Source organism: Modestobacter sp. VKM Ac-2979 (assembly GCF_026967995.1).
Taxonomy (GTDB): domain Bacteria; phylum Actinomycetota; class Actinomycetes; order Mycobacteriales; family Geodermatophilaceae; genus Modestobacter.
In genome coordinates this window covers 307228-322467 of record NZ_JAPVBO010000001.1, presented here as the reverse complement: position 1 = coordinate 322467, position 15240 = coordinate 307228, and the positions used below count along the sequence as shown (strand labels likewise).

The following is a 15240-nucleotide window of genomic DNA, read 5'->3' as shown; positions in this document are numbered from 1 at the left end:
GGATCGATGACGTCGTGGTGCTGCCCGTCGGCTGCTCCAACCGAGCCGCGCCTTGCCGGCGAAGCTCCGGACTTGTCTGTGATGGCCGCTACCGTGCTCGCCGTGTCTGACCTCGTCCCGAATCTCGAGGACCTGGTGGCTGCGCTGCCTGCGACGCCGACCGGCCAGGACGCCGCAGAACTGGCAACAGCGGTGTCGCAGCCAGCTCGCGGCAGGAGGTGGACAGCGCCCTGGACGCCGTTGTCAGCGTCTGGGCGAGCTCGTGACGGACGCAGGTGCCCCGGCGACAGCACCCGTCCTGGACTGGCTGGAAGTGCGCGGGTTCCGCGCGTTCGGGACCGAGCCGCGGAAGTTGGATTTGGATGCCCCGCTCACTGTCGTCCACGGGGCCAACAGCCAGGGCAAGAGCAGCCTCGCGGAGGCGATGGAGTTCCTGCTCACCGGGCGTAGCAGCCGCCGTGACCTGCTCGGAGGAGCCAAGGCGGAGTACCACGAGAGCCTGCGGAACGCGCACCTTCCCTCCGAGGATCAAGGAGTTTGGGTCGCCGCGGGTCTGCGGGGCAGCGACGGCAGCGTGCACGAGGTCCGTCGAGAGCTGGTGTGTGACTTCGGCTCAGGAACCGAGTGCGAGTCTCGACTGCTGGTCGACGGGGCGGAGGCGCAGGATCTGAGCGCATTCGGGCTGGCCACCGTGCCGGACTCGCCCGTCGGAGCCCCGGTGCTCCTGCAGCACACCCTGCGCCACGGGCTGTCGACCGAGCCCAAGCAGCGTGTGGCCTACTTCAAGGCACTCTTGTCCCTGATCGATCTCGACCAGCTTCGGGAACGAGTCACTCAGGCGCGGCGGCGGCTCGAGAACCATCCGGCGACACCGGCGCGCCGGATCATTACGGGCCTGTCTGCAGCGCCCTTCCGGGCCGTTGCCATCCGCCTTGCTACTTCGGAAGCCGCCCAATACGACCCCATAGAGGTCGTACGCGAGGCGCTGCTGGAGGCAGGTGCCCAGGCACTGGGGGCGCGCTCGACTGATCTGTCGACCCTGGCGACCGACCTGAAGGCGGCGCTCGAGCGACAGCACGAGGCGCTGTTCCCGCTCACGGCGTTCTCCGCAGGACCCGCCCCGGCGGATCCGGCTCCGGTCGATCTGCAGGCCTACAGCGGCGCACTCGCACAGGCAGACGACCCCACGAGCGTCGCCGACGTGGAGAGGGAAGTGAAGCTACTCGGTGCGCTCGTGCCGCTGGTCAGGGGCTTCGCCCTGGATCCCAGCGAGAAGGGGAAGTGGACAAACTTCGCCGCGGTCCTCAATTCGGGTGCGCACGACGACGAGCTGCCTTCGAACGCGAGCCTGACGGCGGTGCGCGGCAACCAGAAGAAGATCGCCAAGGACCACCGTGCGCACTGACCCAACGCGCTCGCGCACTGAGCCGGTAAGTCAGCTACGCGATGGTGCCGCGACGACCGAAAGGCACGAGGCCGCGGCTACTGCTGACGGGCCGTTCACATAGCCGGTTCAGAGGACGGTGGCGACGAGTCCCGGTCGGCGAGGTGTGTCACCAGGGCGATGGATGCGAGATACACGTAGAACAGCCACGACCACCAGGCGTCATGATCGTAGTCCCGGTGCTCTCCCGGCCGGTTGTGCCGTATCCAGAATCTGTTGGCCATCTCGAACAGCATCGCCTCGTCTTTCGAGGGCATGGTGGCCTTCACGTCGTCACGGAGATGCTCGAGCACATCCGCGAGGTCGCGAACCGCATCGCGCCTATCAGTTCGAGTCGATGACCTCGCTCTGTACTTCGTGATCGCAGCCTCGACGTGCTGACGCTGCGACAACTCCAGTTGCCGCGGCGCCGTATCCAACAGCGGGGCCACGCCGTCAGGCACGGCGCGGATGATCTCGCCTTGTGAGGTCATCTCGTATCCCGGATCCATTCGCCGCAGGATGTCGCTGACCAGAGATCGATAGTTGCTGCGTGCGGGCTCGGGGGTGAATCGGGCGCCGTGAAAGCCGCAGTTGCTGTAATCGTGAAATCGCCCAGAAACGGGCGTGGAAACGTGGTCGTGAAGGAACTCCATCATGTCGAACAGCGTGTCGTCGTCCCATGACTCGGCCCGATGGCCGATCGGCCAAAGGTCTTCGCGGCCGAGAATGGTCAGCAGCCGTTCCTCGATGGCGGTGCCGAGGGTGCCGGGTACCTCTCCTTCGTCGACGCAGTCGTAGCCGAACGCCTCCTGAAGTTCACTCTGCGCGTCGCATGCGGCAACAACCCCGGCGAAGGCCCTGCGGGCCTGCGTCGGCGTGAACGTGGCGTAGGTGTGCCGTCCCTGTCTCTCGGACCAGTAAGGGCGGCGTGGCAGCCCGGAGGGCGGGTGGTCGCCGGACATCGCTACCTCCTCAACGTGTGGAGTCACCGTGGCCCTCAGCTACGCCCGGACGTCCGCACTACGGTACGACGACGAGGGGTCAGACGGCGCCGCGCCGAACAAGGTGCGCGCGACCTCGGAGCCCAGTGGTCACTCGAGCAGCTCGAGAGCGACTTCGCGGGGGACCGGACGCTGTGCAGCTGCACTGGGATGACGTCGTCGGCGGTCATGCGGTCATGCGGTCGGCGACCGGGCCCGCGATCTCGCGGGGCGGCGAGGCCGATCACGGACCGGGACCTACGACACGGCCAGCCGCTTCTCCGAACCTGTCGCCGATCCTGCGTATCATCCGTCCGGTCCCGTTCCGGTAGGAGTCTGATGCGGTCAACCCTGTCGCTACCAGAGCATGTGCTTGTCAGAGGGCTGCGTTCTGGCAGAGCCCTCACGGCGCTGTGCGAGCGCGATGAATAGCGAGAGCCATGGTCAGTCGGCTTGACCAAGTAGGTGCCTGCTCGCATGCGTGGCGGCCCTTAACCTGTACTTCGGGGGAAGTCTGGTGCGAATAGCACAGTTGAAAGTAGCGAACCACTCGCGCCTCATTGACGCGCAGTTGGCGATTCGTCAACACATGGTCCTAGTGGGCCCGAATGACGTAGGAAAGTCATCGCTGCTTAGGGTGCTTGAGCTGACATTGGGCGCGACGACGGCGCAACTCTACGCGCAACTTGACGCCAGCGACTTCCGTGACGAAGCCAAGCCGCTCGTCGTCGAGGCCACCCTTGCGGCTCTGACTGAGTCCGAGTGGGCGTACTTCCCTGACGAGATAAATGTGGACGCCACGACTGGTGAAAAAACTCTGGTCGTCAAGCTTGAAGCCTCCCTCGACTCGACTCAAACGTTAGAAGTTCGTAGGACTGCGCTTGACCACGCTGGAGCAAGGCAGCTCTCGCGCGTACAGCTGGATGCCATTGGCTGGCGGAGTATCGGCGCAACGAGCGGTGGCGACCGAGACTTCCGGCAGAACAGACGAAGCGCTCTCGATGACGTATTGGCATCGGTCGACCTCGACGCTGAGCGTGAGACCTTTGACGGCCTCCAGGCGCAAATCCAAGGGGCGGTTGACTCGTCGAAGGCGCTTGGAGACCTTCGAGCAAAGTTGGCTGGTCAGTTCTCTCGAGCATTCCCCGAATCGCTCGCTAAAGATGACTTGGCCTTCAAAACGGCATCGGCTGATTCGGGGGATCCCCTAGCGGGTCTCAGTATGCAAGTTACTCGCGCGGGCATGCCGAGAAACATCACCGAGCAGTCGGACGGCGCCAGAGCGCTGTTTGCCGTAGCTTTGTACGACTTGGTGACAGAGGCAGCGAATCTAGTCGCCATCGACGAGCCTGAGATGCATCTGCATCCTAATAGTCAACGGAGCCTCGCCAGATTGCTCAAGGCGACTGGGAATCAGAAGCTTCTCGCGACACACTCATCGGATATCGTGGGTTCGTTCGATCCGGAATGCATCATCTCGGTGCGTCAAGGCGGTCGATTGATCCAGCCAGCCGCCGGGTTTCTCTCTAACAGTGAGAAACTCGTGGCTCAATGGTGGGTCCGAGACAAGCTTGAGCCGCTAACGGCTTCACGGGTCATAGCGGTTGAGGGAGTGTCGGACCGCCTCCTGCTTGAGCGCGCAGCTGAGTTGACGGGTAGAGAGCTTGATCGACTGGGGGTGTCGATCGTCGAAACGGACGGAGCTGGCGGCGTTGTCGCTCTGACGAGACTATTCGGAAAGTCCGGCTTCGACGTTCCAATGAGCGTTCTCGTCGATGAGGACGCAGAAGAAGCGACTGCCTCAGCGCTTGGGTTGAGCGTAGCTCAGCTTCCAGCGAACTCCGTGTTCGTTTCGCGGATCGACCTCGAGGCGGAGTACGTTACGGCCCTTGGCGGCAGCGCAGTTGAAGAGGCGCTGAGGGCGTCCGGCCTCTTCTCAACGAACGAACTAGGCAACCTTGCGAAAACTGGGCCGGGCGGCACGTCAAATGACCAAGACGTAGCAGCGTTCTGCCGAAAAAAGAAGAGTGGCTACAAGGTGCGCGCAGCAATCGCCGTGGCGGCGGCCTTGGATGCGTCGACGGCACGCCGAATCGCGAGTCTAGACCATCTGCTGGCGGCAGTGAGTGCGCCGTGACCGAGTTAGTCGATACGACTCAGCAGCAGTTCGTCCGCGATTCGGACGAGCTCTCAATGTTAATTCTCGCCCCCGCGGGATGTGGAAAGACTGAGGCGCTTTCGCTAAAGGTATCTGGCCTACTGGAGCGTGGCCTGGTGCAACGGCCTCGTGTGGTCCTAGTGGTCACGTTCACTAACCGTGCGCGCGACAACATTCGTCGGCGCCTGAAGGCTCAGTTGTCCGAGCGTGCGCTTAGAGAATCTGTCTCAATAGCCAACTTCCACGGTCTGGCATCTCGTATCTACCAAGCCCACGCCCGCTCTGTCGGACTCGATCCAGATGCTGCGATGCCCAGTTCAGACTGGATCGCTGAACAGTGTATTGCTCGAGAGTTCGATCGTTCTAGGAAAGCCGCGGTCCTTCAGCTGCTGCAGGCAGTCAAGCAGGAGGACCTCAATGACGAACAGGTAGCAAGCCGACTTGCGGTGGCTGGGGATCAAGACGCCATCGACATCGAGGAACTCCGGAGGCGGGAGAACCGCTTAACTTACGACGATCTTCCGCGGCTAGCTAATGTAATCTTGCGGTGTGAAGGTGTCGCCCAGTTGTATCGTTCGCATTTTGCGGCAGTCATCGTGGATGAGTTCCAAGACTTAACTCCTCAGCAACTTAGGATGGTTGACTTTCTAGGTGCTGACGTGACAACCTTCGCTGGAGACCTCGCTCAAGGCATCTACAGCTTTGCTGGTGCGGCACCGGTCGACGTTTATGCCCGCATTAAACCCCGAGTTAACAGTATTGTCGCATTCACCGAGTCGCACCGGTCCTCGCCGGCTGTCTTAGGTATGGTCAACAGTTTGACTGGACTAACCGGCGGGACGGTATTGACGTCCGCTTTGCCGGCCCGTTGGCCTAATGGCGGCTTGGCAGCCGCCTTCTCAGTCGCCGATATCGCCGCCGAGAGCGATTGGGTCATGCGCTTCTGTCGGTTCATATTAAAGCTAGCGCCAGGTCATCGGATCGGCGTGATGAGTCGAACCAACCCCAGGCGTCAGTACGTCGAGTCGTCCTTGACGGCTCAAGGCATCCCAATATGGAAGTGGGATGACCCGCTGCTCGACGCCGAAACCGCCAGAACGTTAAGAAGCACCCTCAGGTCGCAGAAACCTGTTCCGGTCGGATCGATCGCAACGGTGGCGCAGACCCTGCTCGACTCGACCAAAGGGCTGATAGCTCAGGACCCCCTCCTCCTAACGGCATTATCGCAAGCCTGCACGTGGGCCGCTGAGCTACTTGTCGATGGAGTCACCATCGATGGTGTGTTAAAGCGCGTAAAAGTCGGGGATGAAGCCACGCTACTGTCCGCTCCCGGCGTGCACCTTCTGAGTGGCCACGTTGGAAAGGGTCAGCAGTTCGATTGGGTCGTTATCGTGGGCGCAGAAGAGGGGTGCCTACCCGACTTCAGATGCACAACCGAGGACGAGGTTGCGGAAGAAGCGCGCATCTTGTCGGTGATGCTGTCCCGGGCTCGCCATGGGGTTGTAGTTGTATCCACCGCGGCGGTTCCGACGGCATCTGGGTATGTACGCGGTCGTCGCGTGTCTCGCTTTGTAGCCGCGTTCGACTCGCTCGAGGACTTGAACGATCAGGCGGGGGCAGTCGCCTGGCTGCGGGCTGCGGACTGGGCGCAGATAGTTGAAGTCTGATGATTAGAAGAGTGAGTGGCTGGCCGCCTGGGTGAACTGGTCCTGCGCACCAGCGAGTCCATCGCTAGCGAAGGAATTCGCGCCAACACCGCCGCGTCCGGCCTAGGGTGCAGCCGTGGCTGACGTCAACTATGCGATTCCGATCATCACTGCGGGCGGCACTGTGCTGGCAGCAGTGATTACTGGCTTCCTGGCCGCGACGCTCAAGCACGACTGGGACGTCGCTGAGTCCGAGACCACGTGGACTCGTGAGCGCAATGAGCGGCGGCGGGACGAAGTGCGTGAAGCGCTCATCGCCTACTTGGACCAGCGCGACGGGATGCAGCGCGAAGTAGCCGAGGCGTTTGGTAATGCAGCCGAGGCGACAACCTTCCAACGCGCAGACACAGGACCGTCGATCATGAAGCTGATCGGGCAGGCCCATCGGCTGCAGCTTCTCCTGAACCGAGCTACTTCGGTCAAGATTGGGGAAGACGTCACCGCGTTCATCGAGTGGTATAAGGCTCCGCCAGTTTCTCTTGATGAACAGGCCAGGCTCTCAATAACAACCCCTGGAGCGATGCGTGATTTCGCACGGGAAATCTTAAAGGACCTGCCGCTCGCCTGATCGACGGCAGCGCCCACGGGTGTAGTCAGGTGGCCTTCGGGCTGCGAATGCCACTAGCCACCGTCGCATGTCGCCGACCTTCAGGATGCGCTCGACGTCATCCACCACAAGGTCGACGTCTACCTCGCGCACCTCGCTGCTGGGACTGGGTGCCCTCTGGCTCGCCGGCCGGCAGTGCCAGCCGGTGCCCGACCTCTGACTTGGTCCCGGCAGCCCGTACGGCCAGCCGCCTACTGCGATCTGCGTAGTCGGAGCCTGCGTCTGCACGACGACGCGGCCCCTGCCAGGACGAAACGCTGCTCGGGACAACCACCACGACCACTGGGGTGTACCGACATGGCAGGTCTGCTCGATCGTCTCGGCCGCTTCTCCTTCCGACGGCGGTGGTCGGTCGCTGTGATCTGGCTGCTCGTCCTGGCCGGGGCGGTGACGGCCGCCGTCACGTCCGAGGGCCCGGTGAACACCCGGGCGACGATCCCGGGCATCGAGTCGCAGGACGCCTTCGACCTCCTCGCCGAGCGCTTCCCGGACACCCCCTCGGACAGCGCGTCGGCGACCCTCGTCTTCGTCGCCCCGGACGGCGGGTCGCTGGAGGAGCCGGCGAACCAGGCGGCCGTCGAGGCGGCGCTGGCCACCGCCGCCGACAGCCCGCAGGTGATGCGGGTGGTACCGCCTTCGGCGGGCGCGAGCATCAGCGCCGACGGCACGACCGGCTTCGCGTCGGTGAGCTACGACGTGCCGTCGTCGGAGGTGACCGATGAGTCGCGTGTCGTGCTGGAGGAGGCGGTGGAGCAGGCGCGGGACGACGGGCTGACCGCGGAGATGCGTGGCTCGGCGCTCAAGAGCCCCACCAGCATGAGTGCCACCGAGCTCATCGGGGTCGCGATCGCGGCCGTGGTCCTGCTGCTGACCTTCGGGTCGCTGGTGGCCGCGGGGCTGCCGCTGCTGACGGCGATCATCGGGGTGGCCATCTCGTTCCTGGGCGTCTGGGCACTCGCCGGCCCGCTGGGCATGGCGATCACCAGCGGGATGCTCGCGCTGATGCTGGGCCTGGCGGTCGGGATCGATTACGCGATGTTCGTGGTCTCCCGGTACCAGGAGGAACGGCAGAGCCAGGATGACGCCGAGACGGCGGCCGGTCGTGCGGTGGGCACCGCGGGGTCGGCGGTCGTCTTCGCCGGGACGACGGTGGTGATCGCGCTCGCCGGGCTGCTCGTGGTCGGCATCCCGTCGCTGACCAAGATGGGGCTGGCCGCCGCCGGCGCCGTCGTCGTGGCGGTCCTGGTCGCGCTGACCCTGGTCCCGGCGCTGCTGGGCATGTTCCCGAACCGGGTCCGCTCGCGGTCGCAGCGGCGTGGGGCCCGCACGAACCCCCGCGTCCCGGTGGCCCGCACGTGGATGCGGATGGTCCGCCGCCGGCCGCTGCTGGTCACGGTGGCCGGGGTCGCGGTGCTCGCCGCGGTCGCCGTCCCGGCGCTGTCGTTGCAGCTGGGCACCCCCGGCGACGCCTCGTTGCCGACCACGGCCACCGAGCGCCGGGCCTATGACCTGCGGGCCGAGGCGTTCGGCCCCGGTTCCAACGGTCCGCTGACGGTGGTGGTCGACGCCCGCGGTGCGAGCGACCCGGAGACCGCGGTGGCGGCCGTCGCGGACGACCTCGCAGCGACCGACGGCGTGGCCTCGGTGTCGACCCCGACCTTCAACGAGCAGGGGGACACGGCGATCCTCACCGCCGTCCCCACCACCGGGCCGACCGACGAGCGCACCGAGGCCTTGGTGGAGTCGCTGCGCGACGCCCGCCCGGCCGTGGAACGCGACCAGGGCGTGACCTACGAGATCACCGGGACGACGGCGCTGGACATCGACATGGCGCAGAAGACCCAGTCGGCCCTCGTGCCCTACGTCGCGCTCGTCGTCGGTCTGGCGGTGCTGCTCCTGCTGGTGGTGTTCCGCTCGATCTGGGTGCCGGTCAAGGCCGCGGCCGGCTTCCTGCTCTCGCTGTTCGCCTCGATCGGGGTGATCGTCGCGGTCTTCCAGTGGGGCTGGGCGGGTGAGCTGCTCGGTGTCGAGCAGACTGGCCCGGTCATGAGCCTGATGCCGATCCTGCTGGTGGGGATCGTGTTCGGGCTGGCCATGGACTACGAGGTGTTCCTGGTGTCGCGGATGCGGGAGGCGCACGTGCACGGTGTGCCGGCCCGCGAGGCGGTCGGCACGGGCTTCGCGCAGAGCTCGAAGGTCGTGGTCGCCGCCGCGGTGATCATGATCGCGGTGTTCGGCGGGTTCGCCGCGGCGTCGGAACCGCTGATCAAGATGGTCGGTCTCGGGCTCGCCGCCGCGGTCTTCTTCGACGCCTTCATCGTCCGCCTGACGCTGGTGCCCGCCGTCCTGCAGCTCCTCGGGGAGCGGGCGTGGTGGCTGCCGCGGTGGCTGGACCGGCTGCTGCCGAACGTCGACGTGGAGGGCGCGTCGCTGGCCCCCGCACCGGCGGAGGAGCGACCCGACCTGGCGCTGAGCAACCGCTGATGAGCACCGGCCGGATCGGGGGGCGGGACGCGGCGGTCGCGCTCGTGGCGTTCCTCTTCGCCGCCCTCGGTGCCAGCATCGGCACCCAGGGGATCGTCGGTCCGGCCGTGCTTGTCCCCGGCGTGCTGCTCAGCCTGGTCGCCAGCATCGCCCTGTTCACCGCGGCCCGGTGGCCGCGCGCCGCGACGGCCGTGGCGATCTGCTGCGAGACCGCCGCCTGCGCGCTCGGCTACCTGCCGACGCCGTTGCTGCTGGCCCCGCTGATCGGCTGCCTCTACTGGCTCGCGGTCGTCGGGTCCGTGCGGGCGGTCGCCTGGTGGACCGGGTCCGCGGTGGCCGCGGTGATCCTGGGCAGCCTGATCGACACCCCCACCGGTGGCTCGCTGGTGCTGCGCACCGTCGGCGTCGCGCTGTGGCTGCTGCCGGCGGTGTTCGCCGGCCGCACGGCCCAGGCCCACCGCTCCTACCTCGACGTGGTCCGGGCCCGCGCCGAGGACGCCGAGCGCAGCCGGGACGACGAGGTGCGGCACCGGGTGGGCGAGGAACGCCTGCGCATCGCCCGCGAACTGCACGACGTCGTCGCCCACCACCTCACCGTGGCCCACGCGCAGGCCGGGACCGCGGAGCACCTCCTGGACAAGCGTCCCGAGCAGGCCCGAGAGCTGCTGGCCGGGCTCAGTGGCTCCACATCGGCGGCGCTCCAGGAGCTCAAGGCCACCGTCGCGGTGCTGCGCACCTCCGACGACGACCCACCGGTGGACACGGTGCCGGCACCGGGGCTCGACCAGCTCGACGAGCTGGTCGAGCCCTGCCGGGCGGCCGGCATCGAGGTCACGGTGCACCGCGAGGGGTCGCTGGAGTGCCTGCCCCGGCTGGTCGACGTCACCGCGTACCGGGTCGTCCAGGAGGCGCTGACCAACGTCACCAAGCACGCGGTCGAGCCGTCCGTGACGATCACCGTGCGCCGCACCGAGGACACCGTCTGCGTCCTGGTGGTGAACACCGGCGTCCGCCCCGGCCCGGTGGGATCGGGCTACGGGCTGATCGGGATGCGCGAGCGCGCGCTCGCGCTCGGCGGCACGGTGCACGCCGGCCCGGCCGGGGACGGCCGGTACGCCGTCACCCTCGTCATTCCGCTGGAGCCCTGGGAGGGACCCCGATGATCCGCGTGCTGCTGGCCGACGACCAGGCGCTGCTGCGCTCGACGTTCCGCATGCTGATCGACTCCGAGGACGACCTGACCGTCGTCGCCGAGGCCGCGAACGGTGCGGAGGCGGTCGACCTCGCCCATCAGCACCAGCCGGACCTGGTCCTGATGGACATCCGGATGCCGGTCCTGGACGGGCTGGCCGCCACCCGGCAGATCTGCTCCGCCCCCGCCCTGGCGGGCACGCGCGTGCTGATCCTGACCACCTTCGAGTCCGACGAGCACGTGGCGCATGCGCTCCGGGCCGGGGCGAGCGGCTTCCTGGGCAAGGACGTCACGCCCGCCGAGCTGCTCGCCGGGATCCGGACGGTCGTGGACGGGGAGGCGCTGCTCTCCCCGGTCGCCACCCGGGTGCTGGTGAACCGCTTCCTCGCCAGCCCGGACGGCATCGGCGACCTGCCGCGCGGACTGCTCCCGAGGCTGACCGACCGCGAGCGCGAGATCACCGGCTTGGCCGCGCTCGGCCTGTCCAACCAGGAGATCGCCGACCGGCTGGTCGTGAGCCCGCTGACGGTGCGCACGCACGTGCACCGGGCGATGACGAAGTTGGGCGCCCGCGACCGGGCCCAGCTGGTCGTCATCGCGTACCAGGAGGGGCTGGTCCGGGCGCCCTGACCGGCTACCGCACCACCGGTGGAGCCGCGCGCGCCCGGGATCGAGTCATGGAGCGTTGTGCAGCACTCCGGCCTGGGGTGCCGGCCAGCTGGGGCGGAGCAGGTCCAGGGCTGCGGCGGACGGCGTCCCGGGCGCAGCGGTGTAGAGCAGCACGCGGTGGCCGGCGTCGTCGGGTGGGGTGAGCACCTCGAATGCCACCTCCAGCTCGCCGACCTCCGGATGCCTCAGCTGCTTGGTGCCGGACACACAGTTCGCCACCGGGTGCCGGGCCCACAGCTGGGCGAACTCCGCGCTCTGCACGGTCAGCTCGCCCACCAGCCGGGTCAGCTCCTCGTCGTCCGGCGACCTTCCGGCGAGCACCCGCAGCGACGACACCGCCCGCTGCGCCTCGTCGTCCCACCGCTTGTACAGCTCGCGGGTGTGCGCGTCGAGGAACAGCAGCCGGGTCATGTTCGGTCGCTCGGCCGGGCGGTGCGGTGAGTCGAACGGCAGGTGCCCGGCCACGAGCCGGTGCCCGAGCGCGTTCCAGCCGAGCACCTCGCTGCGCCGTCCCAGGACCACCGCCGGGGTGTCCGGCATCGACTCGATCAGCCGCAGCATCCCGGGGCGGATCGCGTCCGGGCGCGTCCGGGCACGGCGGCGGGTTGGGGCGTGGGCCAGGGTGCGCAGGTGCGCCCGCTCGTCGGCGTCCAGCTCCAGCGCCCGGGCCAGCGCGTCGAGCACCGCCTCCGACGCGTTGGCGCTGAGTCCCTGCTCCAACCGCGCGTAGTACGTGGCGCTCACCCCGGCCAGCATGGCCAGCTCCTCGCGCCGCAGCCCGGGCACCCGCCGCGCGCCGTAGCCGCGCAGTCCGACGTCCGCCGGCTGCAACGCCGCCCGGCGCACGCGCAGGAACTCCCCGAGCTCGGTCATGGGCTCATCCTGCCGCCGGCTCCAACACCCAGCCTGTCCCTGCCAGTGACAGGCAGACGGGGGTGTGGTTGCCGGGCGGGTGTCAGCGCAGCGTCGTCGGGGTGACCACTCTCGCCCCACCGACCCGGCAGCGCGCCGCCCTCGCCGTGCTGCTCACCGCGAGCTTCACCCTCGCCGTCGACTTCTCCATCCTCAACGTCGCCCTGCCCACGATCGGTGCGGACGTCGGCTTCCGCCTCGCCGACCTGCAGTGGATCGCCACCGCCTTCGCGCTCTGCGCCGCCGGGCTCACCCTGCTCATGGGCCGGGTCGCCGACCTCGCCGGACGGCGGCGGATGTTCCTGCTCGGCATGGCCCTCCTCGGCGCCGGCTCCCTGCTCGGCGGGCTGGCGACCACGCCGGCGGTGCTGCTCACCGCCCGGGTCGCCCAGGGCGTCGCCACCGCGATCGTCGTCCCGGCCGCGCTGGCGCTGCTGCTCGGCACGTTCCCCGAAGGCCCCGCCCGCGACCGGGCGCTCGGGCTGAACGGTGCGCTGATGGCCGCCGGGTTCACCACCGGCGCCGTCCTCGGCGGGCTGCTGACCGACCTGCTCAGCTGGCGGTGGGCCTTCTTCCTCAACGTCCCGGTCGCCGTGCTCGTGCTGGTCGTCGCGCCGCGGGTGCTCGCCGAGCGCCCGGCCGAACAGCGCACCAGGCTCGACGTGCCCGGTGCGGCGACCGTGACGCTCGGGCTGCTCGCGCTGGTCTTCGGGCTGACCCGCGCCGCGTCGCACGGCTGGACCGACGGCCTGACGCTGTTCGCCTTCGCTGCGGCCCTGGTGCTCTTGGCTGCCTTCGTCCAAGTCGAGCGGCGGACGGCGTTCCCGCTCGTGCCGCTGTCGGTGCTCCGCCGGCGCAGCGTCGCCATCGGCAACATCGCCGGGGCGCTCGCCTTCGTCACCGAGACGTCGCTGGTCTTCCTGCTCACCCTGTACCTGCAAGAGGTGCTCGGCTACAGCCCGCTCGGCGCCGGGCTGTCCTTCGCCGTCCTCGGGCTCGGCACCGTGGCCGGCGGGCTGCTCGGGCCGCGGGTGATCGGCCGGTTCGGCAACCGGACGGCGATCGTCGGCGGCTTCGTCGTCCAGGCCGTCGCGACGCTGTCGCTGGTCTTCGTCTCCGCGGCCGCGGCGTCGATCTGGCTGGTGCTGGCCGCCACCTTCGTCGGGGGAGTCGCCAACCTCGTCGTCATCGTCGGGTTCATGGTCACCGCGACGTCCGGGCTGCCCGAGACCGAGCAGGGACTGGCCACCGGGCTGACCACGATGAGCCAGCAGATCGGCATCACCCTCGGCACGCCGGTGATGAGCGCCGTCGTCACCGCGGTGGTGCTCGGTGGCTCCGGGGTGCTCGACGGGGTGACGACGGCGATCGCGGTCAACGGTGGGCTGTGCCTGCTCGGCGCGGCGGTCGTGGCGGCGCGCCTCGGCGGGCGGTCGGCGCCTCGCCGGTGACCTGTACCCGGGCGATGGCGTGGCGTGGGGCGGCATCGGCGTGAGGCATGCGTCCTGTCGGGGACGGAAGGGGGTCAGCCGCGCACGGCTGACCCCCTTCGAGGAAGCTCGCGCTTCAGCTGACCCGGGAAGCTGCAGAGTGGATCGCGTTCGCGAGGTCGCGAGGACGGCTCCACATGGGCCAGTGCCCGGTGGGGAGGTCGATGACGTCGAGCTGCTCGAGGTTGGCGACCTCGGCGAACATGGGGTGTCCTGCGCGGGCCAGCTCCAGCAGCTGCGCGCTCGGGATCGAGCAGCACACGATCGTGGTCGCGACACTCAGGCGTGCATCGTTCGTGAGCTCCACGGGCTGACGGAGCACGGGACCGGGCTCGGGGACAGCCCTGGCCCGAAAGCGCTCGAGGACCTCCGGGCTCAGGCCCTCGAGGCTGGCTTGCTCCCCGAGGACGTCGAAGGGCGGCAGCGGCAGCTCCTGCAGTGCTTCCGGCACGTCCGGAGCGAAGACACCCCCTGGCACCACCGGCCCGGAGTCGACCCACACCACCCGGTGGACGAGCTCAGGGTGCCGGTCCAGCACGAGACTGACCGGGGCGTTGGCCCCACTGTGAGCGACCAGAACCGCCGGCTGGTCCTCGCAGACCCCGGCCTGCGCCATGGTCTGCTCGATCGCCGCTGCTTGATCGTCGAGGGTCTTGGACGAACGCTCGGGGTCCTGCTCGTCCAGTCCGGGGAGCGTCATCGGGATCGCACGCCAGTTGTCGGCTGTCAGGTGTTCCAGCACCTCATCCCATGCCCAGGCGCCCAGCCAGTGGCCGGCGATCAGGATGGTGGTCGGGCTGCTCGTCGTTGTCGCCATGCCCCGATGCTCCTGGGCCGTCTGGACAGCTGTATGTCACCATTTCTGTCATGAATTCCGCCGAGTTCGGACAGTGAAGCGAGCGGAACGGCTCCACGCACTGTCCGAGATGCTGCGCCGCAATGGCGCGCGAGGATGCACCGCCGAGCGGCTGGCGACCGAGTTCGACGTGTCCGTGCGAACGGTCAAGAGAGACCTCGCTGCGCTGGAGAACAGCGGCGCGCCGATCTGGTCACGTCCCGGGCCCGGCGGTGGCTATGGACTGACCACAGGCGGGTCCCTGCCGCCCGTCAGTCTCTCCCCGGCCCAGGCGGTGGCGCTCCTGGCGGCTGTCTCCGCTGCACCCGACGCCCCCTACGGCGATCTGGCCTCAGCTGCGGTCCAGAAGATCGTGGATGTCCTCGACCCCAGGACCCGAGCGAAGGCCGACGAACTGGCACGCCGCGTCTGGGTCAACGCGCCACCATCCAGATCGCGCGCTGTCACGTCAGCGCTGGAAGCGGCGATGGCCGAGCAACGAGTGATCCGGATCCCCTACACCTCGAGCGACGGCACCACGACCACCCGGGACGTCGAACCCGTGTTGTTCGCCTCCACGAACGGCCAGTGGCACCTGATCGGCTGGTGCCGGCTGCGCAACGCCATGCGGTGGTTCACCGTGTCCCGCATCGAGCAGGCCAGCACGACCACGATCGCCTGCGGCAGCCACACGATCGACGAGGTCGGGACACCCCCAGCGAACGCCAGACCCGTACACGGCCCCAGCGACTGATCTGTTCGATCAACGTGTCCGGTCAGG

Annotated in this window: 12 protein-coding genes; 9 read left to right on the top strand and 3 right to left on the bottom strand. The window is 68.1% G+C overall.

Features of this window, described 5'->3' with window-relative positions:
• Window positions 1-262 precede the first annotated feature (262 nt).
• Window positions 263-1405, top strand: a complete 1143-nt coding sequence (locus O2W15_RS01585; protein ID WP_269178114.1) for an AAA family ATPase — start codon at window positions 263-265, stop codon at window positions 1403-1405.
• 95 nt (window positions 1406-1500) lie between these two features.
• On the opposite strand, the gene O2W15_RS01580 is transcribed toward O2W15_RS01585, so the two are convergent.
• A complete protein-coding gene (locus O2W15_RS01580; RefSeq protein WP_269178113.1) occupies window positions 1501-2388 on the bottom strand; it encodes a hypothetical protein in 888 nt (295 codons plus the stop codon).
• A 499-nt stretch (window positions 2389-2887) separates the two neighbouring features.
• On the opposite strand from O2W15_RS01580, the gene O2W15_RS01575 reads away from it, so the two are divergent.
• The 6 genes from O2W15_RS01575 (at window position 2888) to O2W15_RS01550 (ending at window position 11183) form a co-directional block, all read left to right on the top strand.
• Entirely contained in the window at window positions 2888-4543 is a 1656-nt protein-coding gene (locus O2W15_RS01575; protein WP_331253855.1) for an ATP-dependent nuclease, read from the top strand.
• A complete protein-coding gene (locus tag O2W15_RS01570) occupies window positions 4540-6231 on the top strand; it encodes a UvrD-helicase domain-containing protein (RefSeq protein ID WP_269178112.1) in 1692 nt (563 codons plus the stop codon). The genes O2W15_RS01575 and O2W15_RS01570 overlap by 4 nt, the downstream gene beginning before the upstream one ends.
• Window positions 6232-6346: 115 nt before the next feature.
• A complete protein-coding gene (locus O2W15_RS01565; protein ID WP_269178111.1) occupies window positions 6347-6838 on the top strand; it encodes a hypothetical protein in 492 nt (163 codons plus the stop codon).
• Window positions 6839-7174: 336 nt separating this feature from the next.
• Window positions 7175-9361, top strand: a complete 2187-nt coding sequence (locus tag O2W15_RS01560) for an MMPL family transporter (protein ID WP_269178110.1) — start codon at window positions 7175-7177, stop codon at window positions 9359-9361.
• Window positions 9361-10524: a sensor histidine kinase gene (locus O2W15_RS01555; RefSeq protein ID WP_269178109.1), complete on the top strand. Its 1164-nt coding sequence runs from the start codon at window positions 9361-9363 to the stop codon at window positions 10522-10524. The genes O2W15_RS01560 and O2W15_RS01555 overlap by 1 nt, the downstream gene beginning before the upstream one ends.
• Window positions 10521-11183, top strand: a complete 663-nt coding sequence (locus O2W15_RS01550; RefSeq protein ID WP_269178108.1) for a response regulator — start codon at window positions 10521-10523, stop codon at window positions 11181-11183. The genes O2W15_RS01555 and O2W15_RS01550 overlap by 4 nt, the downstream gene beginning before the upstream one ends.
• A gap of 45 nt (window positions 11184-11228) precedes the next feature.
• On the opposite strand, the gene O2W15_RS01545 is transcribed toward O2W15_RS01550, so the two are convergent.
• On the bottom strand, window positions 11229-12095 hold the full coding sequence (locus O2W15_RS01545; RefSeq protein ID WP_269178107.1) for a helix-turn-helix domain-containing protein: 867 nt from the start codon (window positions 12093-12095) through the stop codon (window positions 11229-11231).
• Between the two features lie 101 nt (window positions 12096-12196).
• On the opposite strand from O2W15_RS01545, the gene O2W15_RS01540 reads away from it, so the two are divergent.
• Window positions 12197-13585 (top strand): MFS transporter, encoded by a 1389-nt coding sequence (locus tag O2W15_RS01540; protein WP_269178106.1) that lies wholly within the window; start codon window positions 12197-12199, stop codon window positions 13583-13585.
• A gap of 115 nt (window positions 13586-13700) precedes the next feature.
• On the opposite strand, the gene O2W15_RS01535 is transcribed toward O2W15_RS01540, so the two are convergent.
• Window positions 13701-14441 carry an alpha/beta fold hydrolase gene (locus O2W15_RS01535; protein WP_269178105.1) on the bottom strand — a complete coding sequence of 247 codons (741 nt, stop codon included), beginning with the start codon at window positions 14439-14441 and terminating at the stop codon, window positions 13701-13703.
• Here O2W15_RS01535 and O2W15_RS01530 point away from each other — a divergent pair.
• Complete coding sequence (locus tag O2W15_RS01530; protein ID WP_331253854.1) at window positions 14410-15213, top strand: helix-turn-helix transcriptional regulator; 804 nt, start codon at window positions 14410-14412, stop codon at window positions 15211-15213. The two genes, O2W15_RS01535 and O2W15_RS01530, sit on opposite strands and share 32 nt — an antisense overlap.
• Window positions 15214-15240: the final 27 nt, after the last annotated feature.

Excerpts from the sequence above, each read along its gene's own strand:
- O2W15_RS01530 (WP_331253854.1), top strand. The coding sequence starts at position 14,410 with ATGGTGGTCGGGCTGCTCGTCGTTGTCGCCATGCCCCGATGCTCCTGG.
- O2W15_RS01560 (WP_269178110.1), top strand. The coding sequence starts at position 7,175 with ATGGCAGGTCTGCTCGATCGTCTCGGCCGCTTCTCCTTCCGACGGCGG.
- O2W15_RS01545 (WP_269178107.1), bottom strand. The coding sequence starts at position 12,095 with ATGACCGAGCTCGGGGAGTTCCTGCGCGTGCGCCGGGCGGCGTTGCAG.
- O2W15_RS01555 (WP_269178109.1), top strand. The coding sequence starts at position 9,361 with ATGAGCACCGGCCGGATCGGGGGGCGGGACGCGGCGGTCGCGCTCGTG.
- O2W15_RS01550 (WP_269178108.1), top strand. The coding sequence starts at position 10,521 with ATGATCCGCGTGCTGCTGGCCGACGACCAGGCGCTGCTGCGCTCGACG.
- O2W15_RS01580 (WP_269178113.1), bottom strand. The coding sequence starts at position 2,388 with ATGTCCGGCGACCACCCGCCCTCCGGGCTGCCACGCCGCCCTTACTGG.
- O2W15_RS01535 (WP_269178105.1), bottom strand. The coding sequence starts at position 14,441 with ATGGCGACAACGACGAGCAGCCCGACCACCATCCTGATCGCCGGCCAC.